Genomic DNA, 21121 nt, shown 5'->3' with positions numbered 1-21121 from the left:
ATCCCGGCTCATCCTTGAGGGGCGATCGTACGTCGTCACTTTCACAAGCTGGGCTTGCGGTGGACGCGGCCAGCGTTGGGCGCGAGAGGTGCGGGCAGGGCGGGTAGTCCCTGTGAGCCCGTAACCGCGCGCGGACGAACGGCGCTGTCAGGTTCGTCTCGCCTGCATGCTTCCGGCAACGTCGACAAGGCCGGACGATCATGCGGCGATCTCGCGAACCCTAGCGTACGGCAAAACCGTGTGGTCCTTGCGGCAAGCGATTTTCCGATCTATCGAACAACGGTGGAAGCTCCTGAAATTGAAGGCATTGTCCGGCTTCTCGTCCGAGGAGCGGAAGCCCGGCCGAACCGGCTGGGCCCTAATAGGCCCTAGTTTCACACTCCGCGCATGGCGCGGGATTGTGGGGCGCGCTCGTCGCTATCGTTACACGTTGTCGGCCGCGCCGGCGTCCCGGGAACACCCGCTTGGGACGAAAACGCAACAACCTATCGATCGGTTTGCCTGCTTGCCGCAGGTACAAGCACCGCGGTTGCCAACGGTCATGCAAGGCAACGCATGGCAGGCGAGGGGGCGGGCTTCGGTCGCCCTTTTGCACTTTCTCGCGCTCCGGAAGCAGCCATCGCCTGTGCGCTGGCCGTAGTGGCGCTGACGCGTGGCCTGATAACTCACAGCTACCTCCCCTCAGCCCTCGAAAGCGGATCTCCTAACGACCGAAACCAATGTCCGAGAAGGCGCTAGCGCGCAGCAGGAACGACCCGACGTAAAGTGCAGCCGCGCGACCAGCGGCGGTGTCGGCCCGAGGGTGTGGCAACTCCTGCCAAACACTCAACGGAAATTTATTGGTGCGCCCGCTCGGCATCGGCGGTGGTCAGGTATTTCGAATAGAAATGAGCAACCCGCTCGCGCCACATTCCGACGAACGCGTCCGACGTCAGCTTCTCGACCGATTTCCACGCCTTTTTGACGGCCGGAAGTGTATTGCGCCAGATCGCGCGCCTGCACCATTTTTCGCCCTTCTCCCTGCCTTCGCTGGTGGCGCACATCGATTTCCAGGCGATGCGATTGGGTTGGCTGAGGTGCTCCGCGGCGCCCTCCCAGCCCTACTGATGGATCAGGTAGAGATCGTTCAAGTCCGGCTCCCTGTGCGTCACCCACTGAAACAGAATGCCTTAGATGATGACCTTGTAGGCTGCCGCAACGGCATTATCGCGGGGATTGAGAATGTCTCCGGTCCGAATTTGCCGAACTCATATTTGCTCAACTGGAACAGTCCGATATATGACCCGGTGCGTTGCTTGGGATCGAAACCGGACTCGACCTTAGCTACCGCCTTTCATGAAAGTGAAATCGAGACCGAAAGCGTCGGACGCGCGCTTGATCTCTTCCACCGGGGTTCCTATCGGGATGTCCTTGAACGAACGCAAGACGATCGCAGCCGGCTTCTCGGCAGGCGGCAGTTCAGACCAAACATAACAAATGAGATACCGGAAATCCTGCGGCCCCGCGTTGGAGGAACCGCCGGACGCACCGCACGTTGTCGGCGCCGGTTGGGCGACATCACGGTGGCCCGAGTCCGCCGATTCCTGCACTGGCGGTGAATCGGCCGACAGCATCTGGGACGGATCGGGCAACGCGACGATCGACTCCGGTTTATCCGATACCGCCGTCGTGTCGGTAGTGGTCCCTGCCGCGGGTTCGGCGGCCGTCGGCGCTTCGGCGCTAGCGACAGTAGCGTTCGCGACAACGGTGTTTGCGACAAAGGCGTTAGCCATTGCGATTGCCTGCGGTTCATCCGCGAGCCGATCGGTGGCAAGAGATGCTGCTCGGTCCTCGATTGGCACTGCGCGGGCATTCTGGGTGCCGGCCGCTGAAGCCAGCCAGCCAGCGATCGACCCCGCGAGAACGACCGTTCCGCAAAACGTTGGCGCCACTATCGCAAATCGCCGCGGGTTCATGATGCCGTCGTCTCCATAGGCTCTGCCGGAGCCGTCTAGAAAAGCCAAGCATGCGAAGAAGCTCATTCTTGGGATCAATGTGGGTCGCGCAATGGCGCAAACCGCCACTCGTCAATTTCTCCAAAACATGTTGCCCGATTGCAAGGCGTCGATCACAAGCAATTCCGCCCCTCTCAACGGCAACTCCCACCGCAATTATGATGGGGTGGACGCCCCGCCGACGGCATCGATGTGCCAAAGTGGAGGTGTGGAGCACCACTTAAGGGAGGCGTCCGTGGTAGAGGTTAGCATAATCGGTCTAGATATCGCCAAGCATGTTTTCCACGTTCATGAGTACGGTCCAATTTTCGACCCACTTCGACCAGATTTAAAGGAGAGACTTGGCGCGCTGTTCGGGATGACGCATCAGGCGGGGCCTTCGCACATCGTTTCGAAACGATGGAATCGCGCCTATGGACCGGGGGATGTTCGCTCAGGGATTACGAGCAATGCAGCGCGCGATAACAACGGCTGTATTCGCCATTTTCATGCTCCCTGCGGGGATCGCACACGCTCAATTTCTGTTTGGACTCCAACACACGTTCTGGCCGGGCCAATACACTCCCTACAAACACAAGCACCACCACCGGCAGACAAACTCCGAAACCGCGCCCGAGCCCCTTCCGAAGGGTCCACTCCAGATCATCATCTCAATAGCAGACCAACGAGTCTCGCTTTTCGACAACGGCGCCCTGATAGCACGCTCTTCGGTGTCCACGGGAATGGAGGGGCATCCTACGCCCCTCGGCGTGTTCAGCGTTATCAGCAAACAACGATGGCACCGTTCAAATATCTATAGCGCCGCCCCCATGCCCTACATGCAACGCATCACCTGGTCAGGGATAGCGTTGCACGCCGGTGTTGTGCCTGGGCATCCGGCATCACACGGCTGCATCCGTTTGAAAAATGATTTTGCCGTTCGACTCTGGCATCTCACGAAGCGCGGCACGCGCGTGATCATTGCGCACGGTGATGTCCAGCCGGTCGAGATAACCAATCCGCATCTTCTTCAGCCGATGGCCGCCTCCGCTTCATCGGAATTCCAGACTGCCACCGCCGCAACCAAGAGCATCGGTACAGCCGCAGCAACACAGGGATCACAGGTTTCAAACGCTGAGACTCCGGAAGCCGCCAGTCTCCAGGTGCCGGGCTCGGTTCCCGCTGCAAGCGCGCCAAAAAAGATCGCCCCAATCTCCATCTTCGTCAGTCGTAAGTTGAGCAAGCTGTTCGTGCGTCAGGGATTCACGCCGTTGTTTGATGTCCCGGTCAACATCGAAAATCCGGAGGAGCCGCTGGGAACGCACGTGTTTACCGCAATGGAATTCCAGAACGAGGGAACGGCTATTCGTTGGACCGTCGTGTCGATTCCGGACGAATTTCCTCGCATCGACGGTGCCACGAGAGGGCGCGAGGCGCCCGTGAAGCAAACCGCCCTATCGGTACCATCGCCCGATCAGGCCAACGCTGTCCTCAACCGCATCGAAATTCCTCAGGATACGGTTGAGAGGATCTCTAAACTTCTGACGCCGGCCTCTTCATTGATTATTTCCGACAGTGGATTTAGCCATGAGACCGGTAAAGATACGGATTTCATCGTGGTAACGCATTGACGCGGCGACGCAACCCACCAATAAACAGCGCCGCTGCGCAAACCCGTTGGAATTGTTCGACCGCAATTCTGGTGCAAAATTCTTGATGTCCGCATCTAGGCCAAAGCGGCGCGAGCTCCGTTCTGGAGTCTGGCTGTGTAAAAACGCGAACAGTCGAAAACCGGCTAGAACCACGTTCTTCAGTTCGCCAACTCGATTGAAGTTGCTGCGAGCATGAGCGCAGATCGGCCTTCGACGAACAGCTTGTCCTATCGGGTTCAGCCGTCGCGGAGCTTTCACAGCCAAGGTCATTGTCCGACCTCCGCGCTGCGAAATGACGCGATGGGTCCCAAGCAGTAAGACCTATCCAGGAGCAGTTGATAGCCGGCATGCCTGCTCTGCCAGCGAATACGGCTAGTTGAGAAATTCCTTTGGCGGATGATCCACTGGCTGATCTTCCAATTGAGCGCTTATCCGCTCTAACCTTTGCTCTAGCTGTTCATTGGCAAGCATCAATGCTCTTAGTGCGCCGCGCACGTCACCGTCACAAGCGGCGACGATCTGGTCAATCGCTAGCTCGTATTGATCAAGAAGAGAACTGGTGGGTGAGCGCAACATGCAAACAACATACAAGTGGGAACTGGTGCTTGAGATATAATTGTGCACCGTTTCCCTCGCACAGGTTGCGGGACTTGCGTCTGAACGTGTTCAGGCTCGAACTTCAACAAGCTTTCCGCATCGCACAGTAGCAGCCCCTGTGCACGTCCAGAGGTTGGTCGGTCGGGGGTAAGAGATGTTTGAGGTCTATTTCAATGACAAGCATGATCTGCTCGTCATAAGCAAAGAGTCTCCGATTCCGACATTCCGTTCATCGAGCAAATGGCGGAAGAGCAAAAAACGAGTTTCCAAGGCCAGCGACGAGATTTGGGTGGCCGTTCAGAGGCAGGGCTACTACGTGCGTAGGCTGCGGGATGCCAAGCACGGACGTAGGCAGGTTCAAAAGCACCGGCAACCACAATGCCCCGCCGAACGGTGATCGCGCGCCACCAAGTCTACGCCGGCGATGGGGCCGCGTCAGATCTACGGCTTCGTGACGACATCGCCAAATTGGATGGTTGAAGCGCGACAAGTTGATGCGAGCGCCTTGGAAGACCCAAGACGCTGAAGTCGCCGCTGCGAGAAGACGGATCGGGATCGTTGCGCGGAGTACAAACCAGGAAGGCCAAGCGGCAGCACAAACCCTGGTATTCGCTCAAAGAAAGACGCGTTAACCTTTCGTTAACTATAACGGTTCAACTTCCGCTCGGGGCAGCTCGATGGAGTAACGGGCTATGTCCGACCGAGCAGCGCAGCCCGATGGAAATTGGCTTTATGCGTTTGCGTTGATGATTGCTGGCACATTGGGTATCAGCCTTCCGATAACGCTGGTGATCATTTGGATTTGTGCCTAGCGGCCTTCCGATATCGCGCCGCTGCCGTGTTGTCGCTCGTTGTGTGTATGAGCGCAGCCTTCAGTGCTGACCTGATTGGCCGCGCCACCATCATCGACGGCGACACCCTCGAGATTCATGGCACCCGCATCCGGCTCTGGGGCATTGATGCGCCGGAGAGCGCTCAGCTTTGCCGCGGTCCCGACAGTCTGCAATACAGGTGCGGAGCAAAAGCCGCCAACGAGCTAGCGGCATTCATCGCGGGTAGTCCAGTATCGTGCACGCCGATGACACTCGACCGCTACGGGCGCACCGTCGCTGCATGTGCAGCTGGCGGGACCGATCTCGCCTATTGGCTCGCGCGGCAGGGGCTAGCGCTGGACTGGCCGCGATACAGCCAGGGCCGCTATGCCGAGGCGCAGAACGAAGCCCGCCGCGATGAGCGCGGAATATGGTCTGGCAGTTTTGTTGAGCCGTGGCGATTTCGCGAGTGCATCAGGCTTGGGGGCCGGCCAGGGGCCTGCTCGGATTAGCGGGTCCGCCCGCTCAATTATTCACACCTCACCTGGGACGGTGAACTCAGGACGATCTCTGGCTTTCCTTTGTAGGGTTGGACTCGACCGGTGATACTGCACGTCTTGCCGGTAACGTTTGGCAAAGTTGAAAAGGTGCCGGCATTCTTGGTCGGTATCCACCCGGCGAAGGCTTGGTTAGGATTGGTGCCGCCCATATTGAGAAACCTGTTTCCTCGTCCTGATGTCGTGTCAGCCGAGATGGCACCTCGCACAGTCACCGTTTGGCCATGATAGTTCGAGGCCTCTTCAGGGGAGATCGTTTTGCCTGCGGTCTCTGCCAGGGCCCAAGAGACAGAGAAGAGCAGTGCAAAAAGCAGCGCAATTATTCTAGGGCAATGTGTCCCCCTCGCACCGTGCTCCTAGCGGCAGGCCGCGCATCGACCTTCCTCTTAGCTGCAGGGGTCGTGATAGTCTGGGCCATCAGCGGTCCGCTTTTTCACTTCTCAGACACTTGGCAGCTGGTCATCAATACCGGTACCACTATCGTGACTTTCCTTATGGTGTTTTTGATCCAGAATTCGCAAAATCGGGATAACGCGGCTATTCAAGTGAAGCTGGATGAACTCATCGGCGTGAGCTCAGCTCGCAATTCGCTCGTCGGCATTGAGCATCTCACAGACGAAGAGATCGACGAGCTTCGCTCAAAATGCGAAGAGCGCGCGCTGGCCGAGAAGGTTGGCGATGAGACACTTGACCGAACGCGAAAGTCAGCGCGACGTGCCGCCGAGCAGGTGGCAAGCTGATGTTGCCGCTTTCTGCGCCACCTCGAGAATCAGTAAAAAATATTGATACTATTTTGATGCTCGAAAAGCGGGAGGAAGAGAAACTTGCTTCCCATCACCGCGTTTTTCATGCCATCGGGTCCTTCGTCGGCACCGTACAGTTTATCGTCCTGCAATGCATCGCCGTGGTGTGCTGGATTGCCGTGAACGGTTTTTTCCCCGACCATGCCCTTGATTCATCCCCGTTCCTCGCTGAACGCGAGGCAACACGGTCGTTGAGAATATTGCAGAAAATTGCCGGCGCCTGGGTATTAATGACGAGGACTGCCGGGACGACGAACTGGCGAATGAAACGTCGGTCGACCAGATCGCTCAAGATCTCCAGGAGCGCGAAAACGCCGAAGAGGCCTAGTCTTGTGAAATGACATCACTCTGGGACGCCGGCCCTTACCATGCCTTCATAAATTCGATTTCGCTGCTGTAAGAAGACTAGATTATCGCTTTGGACTTCAGCGCGGCACTTACCGATGCGAAAGATGGGAGCGAGCCGCCTCCCCAGTTCGCTGGCCTGCCCCGCTTCCGTTTTACTGTTCTGAAGAGCCAAAGCCGCTGCTAGATAGAAGTAGGGGAGCTCATTGTTGGGAGCAATCCCGATAGCCATCCGCAAACGGTCCACAGCCTTGTCAAGCCTACCGAGGTGCAGATCCGCAAGACCAAGAACCGCGTACCAGCTTCCGAGCATAGGATCGCGCGGGCTGAGGCGCATCGCGGTGGTCACATGGCCTTCGGCTTCCTCGCCACGCCCAAGAAAAATCTTAACCCAGCCTGCTCTCGTGTGAACATAGGGCAAATCAGGATACAAGTTCATGGCAAGTTCAATTTCGCGAAAGGCTCCCTCTGGTGCTCGCAGGGCAACCATCAACGCGGCGCGACAATAGTGCATGCGGGCCGTGAGTGGTGTCAGTTCTGACGCTGTGGACATTGCTGCTTCAGCCAAACTGACTTTGCTCAGCACGCGCTTGGGACATGTAGGCGTTGACTTCCCATAAGTGAGTTTCGACCAAACCCATTAGTACATCGATGTTGGTATTGTCGATGCGGAGCGCCTCCTCAAATATACGACGTGCCTCGCGTGCCCCGGCGACTGACACTCTGTTGAAAAATACCGTCCACCCCCGAAGCGAGAGGTCGACTGCATCTAATTCCTCTGACTCCTTGTGCTCTAGACGCCGGGTCTCCGCCGCCACTAGCTGGACATCCATGGCCCGGGCAATCCGGGCTATGATCTCATCTTGCATCTCGAAAGGATCTGCCCGCGGCTTGTCGAATCGCTCGGCCCAAAGGTGAGCGCCTGATTCAGCGTCGATGAGTTGCGCGTTCACACGCAGGCGATCGGTCCGGCTCTGGACGCTGCCTTCCAGCACATAGCGAACTCCAAGCTCGCGGCCAATCTGTCGAGCATCTACAGTTTTGCCCTTGAATGCGAAAGCCGTCTTGCATGAAATGACGAAATAATCGGGAAGGCGAGATATGTCGGTGGTAAGGTGTTCTGTAATCGCATCGACGAAGTCGTCCTGCTGCTTGTCAGCACTAAGATTGGCGAAAGGCAGCACAACAATGGAAAGGCGGGGCGCTGAAGGCGCCATACCGCCATGCGTGGCCAAGGCAGCCGGCCCAACAGCGCGCTCCTGGTCCTCAAATATAGGACCCACGAAGCGGAATCCTTGGCGCGGCAATGTTTTTATTAGGCGCTGCTTCTCGCCTGTGTCGCCAATTGCGCGCCGAGCGGCATTCAGGCGTGTCGTCAGGGCGGCGTCGGAAACGATACGTCCGTTCCAAACGGCGTTGATGAGATCGTCTTTGCTGACGGCGCGCTCTCGATTTCGGATCAGGTAATCAAGCAGATCGAACGAAGCTTGTCGCCCCGCCGAATTTGTCCGTCAGCTCCTGCAAGAAAGCCTCGAACCATTCCTTGGAAACAGGGTGGCCCTCGCCGGTCTGCTTTGGCACGAGGATCTGGATGAGATAGGAGCGGTTCATGACGTCAGCCTCGCACGGCGCGGCGGTTCAAGATCTCGCCGCTCCTAACGTATCCGCCATCTTGGCGCCCCTTACACCGAGCGGCTTGGGTCTTCCGGTCGTGGTGTCGCGCGCGGTCTGGTGCTCCATCTCCGCGTCCAGCTCTGCCCCCAGCAGGATCACGATCGCGGAAATCCAAAGCCAGGTCATGAAGCCAATGACGGCTCCCAAGGACCCGTAGGTCTGGTTGAAGGTGCCGAAGTTCGCCACGTAGAACGAGAACAGGCCCGATGCGGCGAGCCAAAGCAGCGTCGCGGCGGCGCTACCCCAAGTGATCCATTTCCATTGGGGCGCTTCGCGGCTGGGTCCGAAGCGATAGATGCAGGAGAGGGCAAACGCGAGCGCCACGAAGAGGGCAGGCCAGCGTCCGATGCGGATCAGCAGGTCGGCGTTGTTCGAGAGGCCGACGTACTGCAGAACTACAGGAATGACGACGACTCCGCCGAGCGCCGCGAGAACGAAGACGATGCCGCCGAGCGTGAATCCTAGCGAGATCGCGTTCAGTTTGAAGAAGCCACGCTTCTCCTGCTCGCCGTACACGATATTCAGAGTGTCGAAGAGCGACTTCATCGCGGCATTCCCGCTCCACAACGAGATGACAAGGCCAGTCGAGAACGCCAAGCCGAGGGTTCGGTTGCTCTTCGTCGCGACACGCGTGAGCTGCTCGCGGACGACGTCGACGGCCCCGCCCGGAATGAAGCCGGCGACATCATCGAGGTGCTTCGCGATGGTGCTGGGATCCGCGAAGAGCCCGTAGATGGCGACAAGCGCGGCGATTGCGGGGAATATTGCCAGCAGGGTGTAGTAGGTTATGCCGGCAGCCAAGGCGAGGATTCGGTGGTCGCCGATGTTGCCGTAGACGCGCCAGAGGATATCCTTCCATCCTCTTGCCGGGATGTCGGCGGGCGAGGTGGCATTGCGTCCGCGATCTCCGCCTTCGGTCGCCGTTTCCGCAGGCGTGGCGTCCCGTTCAGCTTCTCCGTCCTCAGGGAACTTGCCGCCCTCTTCGGAGTGGACGACATGCTCGGGCGGAACGATGCGGTCCCACACCAGCGCGACCGCCATCAGCCCGAGCGCCGCAGCGACGCTCCATTTGCCTTCCGACGTTTCTGTTCGAGCCATTGAATTCCTCCGCGCAATTCAATTGCGCGTCGGAGATTGCGTTCCTGGTAACGACGGCGAGCGGTGCGTTCCCTAGCTCTTGGGTGGATCACCGCGGAGGGCGTCCCGCCGCCTGTAGCGAGTTCGGCTGAAAGCACCCGCGCGGCGAAACTATTTGGTCTTGCCGAAGTTTTTCCGTCGAGGTTGCGCCATGGAAAATTCAGTCGATCTGGATCACCGCTACACCCTTGCGATCGTTCAGGAGATCGGAGACCGCCTTCGTTCGAATGTCGTGCCGGATCCGCAGCGCCGGGTTTTCTGGAATCGTTGATCGAGCGTCTGCGGGATCTCGACAGGCCGAGGGAAAACGAGCCCTAGCTGGGACGGATAGCCCGTGCACCAGCAGCAATCGGCGCCCGCCCTTTGCTACGGGTGAAATTCGCCGGCGAAACGCCGCAACGTGAGTTCCGATTAATTGCCGAAACTCCCCGTGGGCCCAGGACCTAAATCGCGGCCCCGATCAACCCTTGAGTTGAGTTTACGCTGCTCGACCGAAATCCCTGACGAAACTTCCACATCTTCCCGGAGTTGGAGAAGTTGTTCAACCCCGCCCAGACTGTCCCGGGTGGTGCGCCCGCCGCCCTTCGGATGTCTGGATGCTCGACCTTTGGTACAAGAACGCCGTTATCTACAGCCTCAACGTGGCGACCTACAAGGATGGCAACGGAGACGGCATCGGCGATTTCAAGGGGCTCGCGGAGCAGCTTGATCATATCGCGCAGCTCGGCGCGAACTGCTTGTGGCTGCTGCCCTTCTATCCAAGTCCCGGCCTCGATCACGGCTATGATGTCACGGATTACTACAATGTAGCCCCGGCCCACGGCTCCCTCGGAGACTTCGTCGAATTCAGCCATCAAGCAAGATTGCGCGGAATGAGGCTGATCGTCGACCTTCCGATCAACCATACGTCGGACCGGCATCCCTGGTTTCAGCAGGCCCGCTGCGATCCTTCATCCCCCTACCGCGATTATTACGTGTGGTCGGATACAGAGCCGGAAAACAGCACCGAAGGGGTGGTCTTTCCCGGGTTTCAGCTAAGCGTCTGGACTTACGATCTCAGCGCACGAGCCTGGTACTATCACCGCTTCTACCAGCACCAGCCTGATCTCAACATCGCCTGCCCAGCCGTCCGGGAGGAAATCTTCAAGATACTCGGCTTTTGGCTCGAACTCGGCGTCTCCGGATTCCGCATCGACGCCGCCCCGTTCGTCGTGGAGGAGGTCCGGCCCGATCGTCCGGCGACGCGGCGATATGAATTCTTTGCCGATTTGCGTAATTTCCTCTCCTGGCGAAAAGGGGATGCAGTCCTTTTGGCTGAGGCTAATGTTCCGCCCTCCGAGTTCAACCATTACTTCGGTGACGGATCGCGGATCCACTTGATGTTCGCTTTCCTGCTGAACCAGCACCTATTCCTCGCACTTGCGCGCGAGAGTGCGGAGCCGCTTCAGCGCTGCCTGTCGGCGCTGCCCCGGCTGCCGCAGTTCGCGCAATGGGCTCAGTTCCTGCGCAACCACGACGAGCTGGACTTGGGGCGCCTGACGCCGGAAGAGCGCGAGGAAGTCTACGCGGCATTCGCGCCGACGCGCAAAATGCAACTATACGGACGCGGGATTCGCCGACGGCTTGCGTCTATGTTCGAAAATGATCGCCGGCGCATCGAGCTCGCATTTAGTCTGATGTTCAGCCTTCCCGGCACCCCGGTCATCTATTATGGGGACGAGCTGGGCATGGGTGACGATCTCTCGCTGCCGGAGCGCTGGCCCGTGCGGACGTGCATGCAATGGACCGACGCCAAAGATGCCGGCTTCTCGGCGCCGCCAGCGGCTCGGTTGCTTCATCATATCATCCATGACGGCGATTATGCCCCCGCCAAGGTGAATGCGGCCGCGCAACAGCGTGACCCGGATTCGCTGTTCAACTGGCTACGGCGTCTGGTTGAGATGCGTCAGTCCTGCCCGGAAATCGGTTGGGGCGAGTTGACAATCCCCCGCAGCGATTGCCCGTCCGTCCTGGTCGAGCACTTTGTCTGGCAGGGCAAAGCTGTATTCGTGCTGCACAACCTGTCGCAGGAGAAATGCAGCACCACCGTTGCCGAGCTGCCGGCTGGACGGAAGCTGATCGATCTATTCGGCAACAGGATCTATCAGTCGAAAGCCGGAACGGATGCCGCTATCGAGATTGATGGTTACGGATACCGCTGGTTTAGGATCGAGTAGCCGTCATGCTCAACGCGGAATGGCAGCGCGGCAAGAACGAGGGACAGTAGGCCGAGCCGGCTCTTCTTGGACAACTTCAATGAGAATAGCCCAGATTGCCCCGCTCGCAGAGAGCGTGCCCCCTAAACTCTACGGCGGCACCGAGCGAGTCGTCGCCTGGCTGGTCGACGAGCTCGTCGAGCTCGGACACGAGGTGACGCTGTTTGCCAGCGGAGATTCAAAGACGCGCGGCATGCTGCATCCGGTATGGCCACGCGCGCTGCGGCTCGGACGGTCTCGCACAGATCCTAATGCGGCACTCGCCGTTCTGTTGGAAGCGGTATCGCGCCGGGCTAAGGAGTTCGACATTGTCCATGCCCACATCGACTGGCTGCATCTGCCGACGCTCACCAGGTCGGGCATCCCCTTCGTGACGACCTTGCACGGACGGTTGGATCTGCCCGACTTGCCGGCCGTCGTCAGGGAGTTTCCTAAAGCGTGCTTCGTTTCCATATCCGATCACCAGCGCGGACCATTGGCCGACGCCAACTGGTGCGGCACGATCTACCACGGCCTGCCGGCGGGCCAATTTCTTCCGTCTTTTAAGCCCGGCAAGTACTTGGCGTTTCTCGGACGGCTGACGGCCGAAAAGGGGCCCGAGGAAGCAATTCGCATTGCCCGGGCAGTTGGGATGCCCATCCGCATCGCGGCGAAAGTCCCGCGAGCAGAAACCGGCTATTTTCGGGAGCATATCGAGCCCCATGTCGACAAGCAGCAGGTCGAGCTGGTCGGGGAGGTGAATGACACGACCAAGCAGCCCTTCCTTGCAGAGGCTGCCGCGTTGCTCTTCCCCATCCGTTGGCCCGAACCGTTCGGCTTGGTCATGATCGAGGCGATGGCGTGCGGCACACCCGTCATCGCCTACCGATCCGGGTCAGTCCCCGAGGTCATCGACGAAGGGATCACCGGCTTCATCGTCGACGACGAGAGTCAAGCGATTGAGGCGGTCCGAAGAGTTTCGAGCATCGATCGGCGGCACGTCAGAGCAAGGTTTGAGGAGCGCTTTACCGCGAGGAGGATGGCTGAGGATTACGTGCGCCACTACCGTCGAATCCTTCGAGGCTGCTAGTTCGGCCCCGCTGCAAAAGAAGGCGTGAATTCAGGGCCCCTTGCGGGTGGCAATTCGGCGCGGCGGCTCGCCTCGCGCCAGCTGTGAACGAGCGAACCAAGGCAATCCGGGAAGCCGGCGACTCTCGGCTATGTCACGACCGTCGTTTAGCGGGATAGGCGGTAGTTTCCAGTCTAGCTCGATGAGCCAGGCCAACGGTACTTGTCCCGCACGACGGTCCAACCCCGGGACCGCCGCCCGGAATTGCTGCAGCGGCGAGGGGAACGGCCCTGCCCACGGTTTTCAACTCCATGAACAGGCTCTATCCACTCGTTGTGCAGCACTCGCTACCAGTCGTCCTAAGTTACGCGATCTCAGCTTGCATCATGATCGTGTGCGCCGTCCTGCAGATCGCGCTCCAAATGCAGACGGGCGCGCCAGGATATTTTCTGCTGCTGCCCGGCGTGCTTCTACTGGCCTGATCCTCGATCGAGGGATATTGGGGCTACGCCGCAGGCGCTGGTCTGAGTACTTCGTCGCCGACCCGTGTCTGCAGCCGTCGTTTCTCCGGTGTCACGCATCGAAACTTATTTCGGCAAAGTTCCAGCCGTGCGGGAAGCGGCGTGTTGCGACGCCAGCATACAGGGTTTCATCACGGACAGTCCGATTTCAGCGTCTCTCCGCGTCGGGTAACTGATCCTTTCGTCCACGCGGTTCGAAGGAGCTAGGCCGGTCGCTTCGCTTACCCGGCACTTATGCGTGAGAGGGTCTCGAACGACTATGTATTCCCCGTCAATCTCAGTAGCCGACGCGCCGCTTACCGCCAAGCTCACATGCGCGCAAAGGATCGCAATAAGCAGACGAACCACAAGCGCCTCCTTTGCTCGACTCACACCAACAACGAGAAAGCAGGACGTTGGTTTCGTAACCTGCAGGTCTCAGAACTCTGGCGCGCGGTTCTTATTTGGCCGAATAGGCATCACCCTACTCTGAGAGCGCCTTCCACTTCGAGCAAAATGTTTAACGGGAGCGCGGCATAGCCTGTCTTGCAATTCCCTGAGATCAATGAATGCGTCGGCCTGCCTGCGTAAATCATCAGCGATCATCGGCGGCTGACATGCAAGGGAAGATACGACCGTGACGCGCACTCCTCGGCGCTGAAGCGATGCAACAAGGGAACGGAAATCGCTGTCTCCCGAAAGCAGGATGACCTCGTCAAGATGCTTGGCGAGTTGCGCAGCAGCGACGGCAAGTTCGACTGCCAACTTGCCTCGTACTTTGCGATGACCACTGCTGTCGGTGAACTCCTTGGCTTCCTTGGTCACTACAGTGAAGCCGTTATAGTCTAGCCAATCGACAAGCGGACGAACTGAGGAGAACTCCTGGTCGTGGAAGATAGGCGTGTAGTAGAATGCCCGCACAAGCGTGCCAAAGGTTTGGAAATGAGCCAGAAGGCGCTTGAAGTCGATATCGACGCCGAGCGCTCTGGCTGTTGCGTGCAGATTCGGCCCGTCTACGAAAATGGCAAGCTTGTTGAAGGTCTCTGATGGCATGGGCGCAGGCCGCGGTCATGGATCGCGGTGAGCGATCCCATGGGTTGAAGCTGAACGAACTTGGAATTCAACCACGATGCGCCGATACTCTGCTGCCGCGCTGCAAAGCTTCTCTTGAGCTCGAATTTGGCGGCAGACTGGAACATGTGATGCGAAGTTGTTCAGGAAGCGGGTTGGAATAACCGAACGTTGTGAAATTGAGAATGTTCCCTCGGATCGTGTTGAATGTCTTCCCGAAAGGGAGCCAAGGATTGGCTGTGAACCACATGCGGGGCGCTGATCCGCAGGTCGATCTTTCTAATCCCCATAATGCTCTTTGCGTCCCATTAACTGCCTTGCAGCTTTCGCGGGAACGGACGCACAAATCACAGCTTCCCTCCGAACAGACATCCTGTTGGAAGCGTCCTTTCAAAGACGCCCCGAGTCCATGGAGGTGCATATGCGAACGAAGTTTTTCTATGCGGTCACGGTCTGCGTTGCATTGTCCGCAGCAGTATCAATTGTGCATGCCCAAGTCGGCGCCGGTGTGGGCGCCGGGGTTGGCGGCGTCGGCGGTGTAGGTGCTGGTGCGGGAGTAGGTAGCGGTGGCGTCGGTGCTGGAGTGGGTGCGGGTGTTGGTGGGATCGGCGCGGGCGCTGGCGCCGGAGTTGGCAGTGATGGCGCGGGTGTAGGTGGTGGTGCCGGACTTGGTGGTGTCGGCGCAGCGGCAGGCGCCGGAGTAGGTACTGCTGGCGTTGGAGCTGGAGCAGGTGCTGGCGTCGGCGGCGTGGGAGCTGGCGGAGGGTTGGGAATCGGCGGAGGCGGAGCTGGAGTAGGAACTGGCGCAGGCGTTGCCGGACTGAGTGGTGGCACGGGAGCGGGTCTCGGTACTGGCGGCGCAAGTAACGTTGGCCATAGCGTCGGCGGACTTGGAACAGTTGGAATAGGCCCCGGAGCCTCAGGAACTCCTGGCCCGGCAAACAACGGTTTCGCCAATGGGAGCAGTAACTCCGGTTTGGCTGGGCTGAACTCTGCCAATGTCGGTGCGGCCATCGCCTCTTTGGAGCCCGCTGAACAGCAGAGATTGGTCCGTCGTTGTGCAACAGTCCTCAAACGCCCGCATCATTATGATCGCGAAACGCGCGCTGTTTGCCATGTACTGGCCGCGAGGTAGCTGACGACGATCGCTCGTCAGGGCGGGATACCCGAACGTTTTTGGAAAGGTCGAGCAAGCTGCCCGCCGTACCAACGGCGGGCGCCGCTCAATGTTGGGAGGGCGCGCTTCCGTCTCCGGCGAAGCTGCCACGCCGTCGCGCTGAGAACGATAGGCGTTGCTCGGCATTTCAAAGTCGCAGAGCCACGTACTAGTCCCCGAATGCGTGCTCGGATCGTAGCTTCAGTTCGATCTTATTGAGCCGCCTCACAAATTCTGGAGTCATGAACCTGCGGCTGCGGCTCCCGACGACAGCGGGCCAGCTTAGTCTGTCCGGCACGACAGCCAGCGTGAAACCTCTTGGCACGTGGCCGGTCTCCCCAAGTGACTTCAGGATAAGCCAACTCAGTTGATGGCCGGGAAGCCTCACATCTAGGCGCGACGGCTTGTTGCTTTCAGAGCTACTTGGACCAGCCTTCGATGATGATAACCTTGCCCGAGGTCCTGCCTGAGATTTTCGCTTACTGCGCGGACCGTCGCTTCTTTTTTTGCCATTTGCTGCGGGAGATCAATTCGAACGGATTTGGCGATCCGGTCGGCAAGACTAAAATATGATTCCGCCGTTCAAATAGACGTTTGGAATGGCCTGAGCTGTGGATGGTGCGTCCGGAAGGGTGAGCTTCCTGAGACGAAACTTGCGAGTTGCCAACGGATGCATTTCGCGTAAGAAGTCGTCCGCACGATAAATGGCTGAAGATTGATCATGACAGTTCCGAGCTGCGCGGCTTGCAACATCGAAATGATGTTGATTGAAGTAGATCCTCTAGCAGCCCGGCAGGAGCGTCGGACCTATGAGTGTCCGGCTTGCAAAAACGCGGTTAGCTCGCACAGAGCGCGGTGATCCGACGATGTTTCCAAGAGCGCTCACCACCCAGCCCGCCCAGGAGACGCGCCTGCTCAACAATCTTAGCGAAAGTCGGAAGGACGGATGAGATAACTCTCGCTGTGGCCGCAGAACTCGCACACGTAGCGACGTTCTTCCAACGCATTGCTATGAGGCTCAATAAAGACGAGCCGCATTTTTGAAGCTTTACATTTCAAACACGAAATTTCGACTGCATCGAAGCCGCGAGCACGATGGTGCAGGTCGCGACTCTTCTTCCATGCTCCTTCGCCCCGAGAAGCTTAGATCACCTCGGTAGACTAATCGATGATTCTGCTTGCTGAAAAGGGCGATTCCAGATTTTTGTTTTAATGAAGGCACGCTGTCAGCCGGTTTGAGTCCTTGAAACTGCATCTTCAGGTCTAGAGCGATGGTGTAGACCGGCTGCGCTCCCTTGAGCACCTAAGATGAGCCTTGATCATGCTAACGTTGTAAGTGGAAGGAAGCATGCCGAGCGGCTGGTGGCAAACTTAGAGGCTACACAAAAGCTGCTGGACGACTTTTGTCACCGGGTGCGCTCTAAGGTGAACGCCTCTCTTCTCTGACGACTTCGGTCGGAGGCGAGCCCGGCGCATTGATCCCGATCAGCGCAAGCTGCCGAACCGAGGGAGTGGCCGTTGCGAACGTAATTTCAGTTTCGCAGCTATGGAGTGTTCCCATATTGAACGACTTCCGGGCCGCCGTTGGCGGCCCTTCCGCTGGTTCACCACGCTCCAGCAGCAACGCTCCAGTGCCGCTTGCCACTCTAGCGTGTTTAACCTGCTTAAATGATAAGCGCACAACATTTGTTGTATGGTGTCTTACACTGGCAACGATCTCGGGCGTCGTTGCTGAGGCAGACGAGCGCTCCCGCCTGTCATCGAAGACACGCAAGGCATGGAAACACCAGAGGGCGCGAAGCCGAAGCAAAAGATCGCCTGCCCGGATCATGGGGCAGATACGATAAGCATATATCTACGTCTGCAAGACACTGAGCTGGGTGGAACGGCCATCGTCTATCGTTGTACCGAATGCAAGCGGCTCATTTGGGATGATTAGCCATGGCGAACAAAGAATTGCCGGAGAAGCCGGTCGCCAGCCCGAAACCGCTGTCCATCGATGAGTTGCGACAGATGGTCCGCGAGGACATCGAAGAGCAGCGGAAAATCGCAGACAGCTTCCGCCGCAAGATGAACTAAGGCCCCCAGTTGCGGGGAACAAAACAGCCGGACCCAAATTCATGTTTTTCGGACATCGCGCCTCGACACAGTGAGACCGCAGCAAAAGGCCTCAGCTCTCGCCAGCCCCGGAGCTGAGGCCTTTTTATAGCTGTATGTACATTTTGCTCCCGATATTTTCTCAGCTTGAGGACGGCGATCCCTTGTTGAGAAGCTGAGACACCGCGGTGACCAGTTGGGCGGGAGCGAAGGGCTTCTGTAGCAGGATGCTTCCCGGCACGCCTTCAGCCGGCCAATCGTCAGCCGCTGCGCCAGTCATGTAGACGACGGCGAGATCAGGATCAGCTTGGCGGGCGTTTCGCGCGACCTCCCACCCACTCATTCGGCCTTTGAGGTTGATGTCGGTCACTAGCGCCCTGTACGTTGTGACGCCGCTGTGGAGCACTGTTACTGCCTCCTCGCCGGAGGCGCAGGTCATGAAGTCAAAGCCGCCCTCTGACAATGCATCCTTGACCACGCCCTGAAGCAGTTCGTCATCCTCGACGACAAGCACTATCGGCATTTGCTCCATGAATTGCAGTTCTCCCCACCGCAGTTGGCTTGGCCGGACTACGCGGGGACGGGATCATGGTTCCTAACAAATGTTAGGAAATGCGCACAATTTACAAGACCTGAGCCGCATGCTCACCCTCCGCCGCATCGGCGATCCCGACGACGACACCGTGCTCGAAGGCTGGCAAACCCATTGTCCGCATGCCCATGAATCCGAGAGAACTGCTGAAGGCACTGCGCCGGAACCTTTATCATTGACGGGTGTGTCGCGGACGCCGCCGCCAATGAACCCGGCGCCGGGTTGAGGATCGACGCCGGGGTCAAAGGTTTTCAGAAAGGTCGTCCGGGTGTGCGAAGCCAAATGCCTTAATCTATGGTTAACGGTCGGTTAAGGCCGCTCACAAAACACTGCACAAAAGGACACAGGAAAATTGCAATCGCCTTAAAAGCGTAGCGGCACATTATACTTCCGGCAAATTGCATTGGTGGTTTCTTCCATGAGCAATGTTGTGCCATTTCCGAAATCCGCTTCTAAGCACGCGGTCGAGACCGCTCACCATATTCGCCGCGCGATAATTCTGCTCGATCTCTCGCTGCAGCACGCCCGTGCGCTGATCGAGGACTGCCCTCCAAGCGACAATAAACACAAACTGGGGCATCAGCTCCAAGAGGCGCGAATGCTACTCGATATGCTGCGAGCTTCGGCGGAGACGATGTTTCCCAACATCGAGCGGCAATACGATTGATGCTGGTGAAGCGTTTTCTCAGAGGCCGCAATTGCCAAGTGCCTCGACCACGCCGTGACCAAGGACGACGGTGAGACCGTGCCACAGGCGACTGGTGTCTATAACCAGTCCAAGCGCATACAGCACAAGCGCGCCGTGCGCCACCTTGGACACGCCGAGCCCGGTACCCCTGACGCCGAGCCCGAAGGACGAGCTAGAGGCGGCTCATGGAGTGCGCCAAATGCTCACCCTCTCCGTCGCTGAGGCGCGGTATCAAGGTTCACTCGCTCGCGCGAAGTCTGCCCCATCCAACGGATCACCCGTGAAAATGACGCCGATCCGATTGCCACTCGACCAGACTAAAAGGCAATGTCTAACAATACGATCCTTTTCCAACATCAGCTTGAAGTCGGGCATCATCTGTTGCTGCGTCGGAAGCTCAATCGCCGCTCCTTTTTCCGAGATGTTGAACGCGCGGCAACGTAAGCTGGCGCGGTCACCCGAAATGTAAGCGACTTCGTCGACATTCGTGCGCTCTATCTCTCGACGCTCCTTCATGCCCCCCTCATGCGTCCATCGACGGCTCTTGGCTCGCAACTTCCTCCAAGAGACGGAACTGCCGTGCGATCTGCAGAGGCAAGTCTGAGCGGTCCTTCGCGATGGCCTTCCCATGGTCGAGGACCTCGTGTCCATCACGCTCCAGGACATCGACCAGCGCTACTTGGTCCTCGATATACCGTTGCCTATTTGCGATTTCGCGAGCCAAGTGCGCTAGTTCACAATCGATTTTTGAGGTCATTGCAATCTTTTGCCCGGTGGCTTTGCCGGTGAAAGCCAGAAGACCTAGCAGAAGCGACCTATAAAATCGTTTACGACGGGTCACCCCCGCTGTGGCAGCGAACGGTCTGGTCAGCATCCCGCAGCGTCCACAGCCAGTGCCCCTCCGGGGCATGATCGGATCATCGAACGGGCGTCCAGCAGCGTGCTCCGGCAAAAGATGGCGCAAGAGCAGACGAAGAATTCTGAAGGTGAGCGATGAGATCAAGTTGGTCGTTCAGCGACAAGCTTATTACGTTCGGAGCTTGCGGTCCACAAATGAGGTGGTGAGCGAAATCGAGTAGATAGGTCCCTACATTTCATGTGCGACCTCCGCAGCATCACCACTAGTAACGATCCGCTCAATTAAGATCAGTCTCATCCCTTAATGCCGCAGCTTACGGGAGGCGGCAGTGCACATTTCTGTATGCAACTCTGACGGCGCGCGATCTCGTGATGCAATCGCATAACTTTCTCTTAAATGTTTTGTGTGAAACTCCGTTCACCGAAATTAGTCGTTCAAGGGGACTGCCGGAGCACCAGTTTCCGGCAAGGGTCATTTCAAACTCAGCAGTTCGGAGCTGCGCTCGTAGCGGTCCTGCGCCTAACGCTCGCAAGGTTCTATTTCAATCCATTGTGCTCGTTGCGAGGCTCAAGTGTTTACGGAAGCGGCGCGCGAGGAGGCGCTGCACTCCTTCAAGGATGGATAATTGCTTGAGAATTGCAAATGCTTGGAAGCAAACGAAGATCGGAACGCGTCCGGTTTGACCACAAGCATACTGTCAGGATCATGGGCGTAGATGGGACATGGCAGCGAAGCTGCATCCTCCTTGACGCTTCAACAACGGGTGCCCAGCTTGAGGTGGCGGGCTCGGTCGAGCCGCTGAAGGCACAGGAATTCTTTCTGGTGCTATCGTCTACGGGACTGGCATTTCGACGGTGCGAACTGATTTGGGTTGACGGGACACGCGTTGGCGTTCGGTTTGTTAGCGCCAAGACAAAGAGAAACCCTCAACCAGCGGTTATAGGTTCGCGGTAGGACGGGGCATTGTGCAAAATGGATATGCGAAGCTTTACATCCGCGATGTTGGATTGCATCGCGCACTGTGCAACAGAAGCAACTATCGACCACGAATGGAGAACAGTAAACGTTGCGGATATGCGAGATGCTTATGATTTGTTGATCCGCAAATTGGCCAGGGGCGGGCTCGACCCGCTAGTACAACAACAAAGCGCATTGCTCTCGATGGCCCTCGACGACAACATAAGCGAGCTACAGCAGCTTCTTGCCGATGATGGGCGCGCAGGTCAGATTACTGAGACACTGGAAAAGATCTTAAGGACGATCAGCCATTTGCGTATGTGAAAACGCAACTCGGGTCATCTGCTA

22 protein-coding genes and 1 pseudogene are annotated in these 21121 nt (G+C 58.1%); 10 read left to right on the top strand and 13 right to left on the bottom strand.

All coding sequences use genetic code 11. The features are described from left to right. Positions 1–836: 836 nt before the first annotated feature. Both XH98_RS01455 and XH98_RS01450 read right to left on the bottom strand, forming a co-directional pair. A complete protein-coding gene (locus XH98_RS01455; protein WP_271617572.1) occupies positions 837–1043 on the bottom strand; it encodes a hypothetical protein in 207 nt (68 codons plus the stop codon). 276 nt (positions 1044–1319) lie between these two features. Beyond that, positions 1320–2021 carry a hypothetical protein gene (locus XH98_RS01450; RefSeq protein ID WP_271617571.1) on the bottom strand — a complete coding sequence of 234 codons (702 nt, stop codon included), beginning with the start codon at positions 2019–2021 and terminating at the stop codon, positions 1320–1322. 422 nt (positions 2022–2443) lie between these two features. Between XH98_RS01450 and XH98_RS01445 the strand changes: the two genes are divergently transcribed. After that, positions 2444–3604 carry a L,D-transpeptidase gene (locus XH98_RS01445; RefSeq protein WP_271617570.1) on the top strand — a complete coding sequence of 387 codons (1161 nt, stop codon included), beginning with the start codon at positions 2444–2446 and terminating at the stop codon, positions 3602–3604. Positions 3605–3997: 393 nt separating this feature from the next. On the opposite strand, the gene XH98_RS01440 is transcribed toward XH98_RS01445, so the two are convergent. Further along, the gene (locus XH98_RS01440; RefSeq protein ID WP_333931491.1) at positions 3998–4249 is read right to left on the bottom strand and encodes a hypothetical protein; all 252 of its coding nucleotides are present in this window, start codon (positions 4247–4249) and stop codon (positions 3998–4000) included. A gap of 832 nt (positions 4250–5081) precedes the next feature. Here XH98_RS01440 and XH98_RS01430 point away from each other — a divergent pair. From XH98_RS01430 to XH98_RS01420, 3 genes are all read left to right on the top strand, one after another. Further along, complete coding sequence (locus XH98_RS01430; RefSeq protein ID WP_271617568.1) at positions 5082–5546, top strand: thermonuclease family protein; 465 nt, start codon at positions 5082–5084, stop codon at positions 5544–5546. 377 nt (positions 5547–5923) lie between these two features. Then, on the top strand, positions 5924–6331 hold the full coding sequence (locus XH98_RS01425; RefSeq protein WP_271617567.1) for a low affinity iron permease family protein: 408 nt from the start codon (positions 5924–5926) through the stop codon (positions 6329–6331). After that, complete coding sequence (locus XH98_RS01420; RefSeq protein WP_271617566.1) at positions 6331–6735, top strand: DUF1003 domain-containing protein; 405 nt, start codon at positions 6331–6333, stop codon at positions 6733–6735. Before XH98_RS01425 ends, XH98_RS01420 begins: the two co-directional genes overlap by 1 nt. A gap of 2 nt (positions 6736–6737) precedes the next feature. On the opposite strand, the gene XH98_RS01415 is transcribed toward XH98_RS01420, so the two are convergent. The 5 genes and pseudogenes from XH98_RS01415 to XH98_RS01400 form a co-directional block, all read right to left on the bottom strand. Then, a complete protein-coding gene (locus XH98_RS01415) occupies positions 6738–7292 on the bottom strand; it encodes a tetratricopeptide repeat protein (protein WP_271617565.1) in 555 nt (184 codons plus the stop codon). A 7-nt stretch (positions 7293–7299) separates the two neighbouring features. Continuing rightward, positions 7300–7974 carry a hypothetical protein gene (locus tag XH98_RS01410; protein ID WP_271617564.1) on the bottom strand — a complete coding sequence of 225 codons (675 nt, stop codon included), beginning with the start codon at positions 7972–7974 and terminating at the stop codon, positions 7300–7302. Positions 7975–8082: 108 nt separating this feature from the next. Then, positions 8083–8199: pseudogene (locus tag XH98_RS40980) on the bottom strand (winged helix-turn-helix domain-containing protein); the annotation flags it as partial. Positions 8200–8206: 7 nt separating this feature from the next. Further along, complete coding sequence (locus XH98_RS01405) at positions 8207–8350, bottom strand: hypothetical protein (RefSeq protein ID WP_271617563.1); 144 nt, start codon at positions 8348–8350, stop codon at positions 8207–8209. Positions 8351–8377: 27 nt separating this feature from the next. Beyond that, the gene (locus XH98_RS01400; protein WP_333931490.1) at positions 8378–9454 is read right to left on the bottom strand and encodes a YihY/virulence factor BrkB family protein; all 1077 of its coding nucleotides are present in this window, start codon (positions 9452–9454) and stop codon (positions 8378–8380) included. A 692-nt stretch (positions 9455–10146) separates the two neighbouring features. Between XH98_RS01400 and XH98_RS01395 the strand changes: the two genes are divergently transcribed. Then, positions 10147–11766, top strand: a complete 1620-nt coding sequence (locus XH98_RS01395; protein ID WP_271617561.1) for an alpha-amylase family protein — start codon at positions 10147–10149, stop codon at positions 11764–11766. Between the two features lie 79 nt (positions 11767–11845). Continuing rightward, positions 11846–12874, top strand: coding sequence for a glycosyltransferase family 4 protein (locus XH98_RS01390; protein WP_271617560.1), 1029 nt, complete (start codon positions 11846–11848; stop codon positions 12872–12874). Between the two features lie 917 nt (positions 12875–13791). On the opposite strand, the gene XH98_RS01385 is transcribed toward XH98_RS01390, so the two are convergent. Both XH98_RS01385 and XH98_RS01380 read right to left on the bottom strand, forming a co-directional pair. Then, positions 13792–14406, bottom strand: a complete 615-nt coding sequence (locus XH98_RS01385) for a LabA-like NYN domain-containing protein (protein WP_271617559.1) — start codon at positions 14404–14406, stop codon at positions 13792–13794. Positions 14407–14902: 496 nt separating this feature from the next. After that, positions 14903–15301 carry a hypothetical protein gene (locus XH98_RS01380; protein WP_271617558.1) on the bottom strand — a complete coding sequence of 133 codons (399 nt, stop codon included), beginning with the start codon at positions 15299–15301 and terminating at the stop codon, positions 14903–14905. Positions 15302–17521: 2220 nt separating this feature from the next. Here XH98_RS01380 and XH98_RS01375 point away from each other — a divergent pair. Then, complete coding sequence (locus XH98_RS01375) at positions 17522–17659, top strand: hypothetical protein (protein ID WP_271617557.1); 138 nt, start codon at positions 17522–17524, stop codon at positions 17657–17659. A gap of 160 nt (positions 17660–17819) precedes the next feature. Here the strand turns inward: XH98_RS01375 and XH98_RS01370 are convergent, their stop codons facing one another. Beyond that, positions 17820–18209: a response regulator gene (locus tag XH98_RS01370; protein ID WP_271617556.1), complete on the bottom strand. Its 390-nt coding sequence runs from the start codon at positions 18207–18209 to the stop codon at positions 17820–17822. A gap of 478 nt (positions 18210–18687) precedes the next feature. Between XH98_RS01370 and XH98_RS01365 the strand changes: the two genes are divergently transcribed. Then, a complete protein-coding gene (locus tag XH98_RS01365) occupies positions 18688–18936 on the top strand; it encodes a hypothetical protein (protein ID WP_271617555.1) in 249 nt (82 codons plus the stop codon). Between the two features lie 252 nt (positions 18937–19188). On the opposite strand, the gene XH98_RS01360 is transcribed toward XH98_RS01365, so the two are convergent. Further along, entirely contained in the window at positions 19189–19473 is a 285-nt protein-coding gene (locus XH98_RS01360; RefSeq protein WP_271617554.1) for a PilZ domain-containing protein, read from the bottom strand. Positions 19474–19480: 7 nt separating this feature from the next. Beyond that, positions 19481–19831, bottom strand: a complete 351-nt coding sequence (locus XH98_RS01355) for a hypothetical protein (RefSeq protein ID WP_271617553.1) — start codon at positions 19829–19831, stop codon at positions 19481–19483. 627 nt (positions 19832–20458) lie between these two features. Here XH98_RS01355 and XH98_RS01350 point away from each other — a divergent pair. Next, a complete protein-coding gene (locus XH98_RS01350) occupies positions 20459–20770 on the top strand; it encodes a PilZ domain-containing protein (protein ID WP_271617552.1) in 312 nt (103 codons plus the stop codon). A gap of 18 nt (positions 20771–20788) precedes the next feature. Further along, the gene (locus XH98_RS01345; protein WP_271617551.1) at positions 20789–21097 is read left to right on the top strand and encodes a hypothetical protein; all 309 of its coding nucleotides are present in this window, start codon (positions 20789–20791) and stop codon (positions 21095–21097) included. Positions 21098–21121 lie beyond the last annotated feature (24 nt).

Origin of the sequence: Bradyrhizobium sp. CCBAU 51745, from assembly GCF_028128715.1 — a bacterium.
GTDB classification, from domain to species: Bacteria; Pseudomonadota; Alphaproteobacteria; order Rhizobiales; family Xanthobacteraceae; genus Bradyrhizobium; species Bradyrhizobium manausense.
This window is presented reverse-complemented; position numbering and strand designations above follow the sequence as displayed.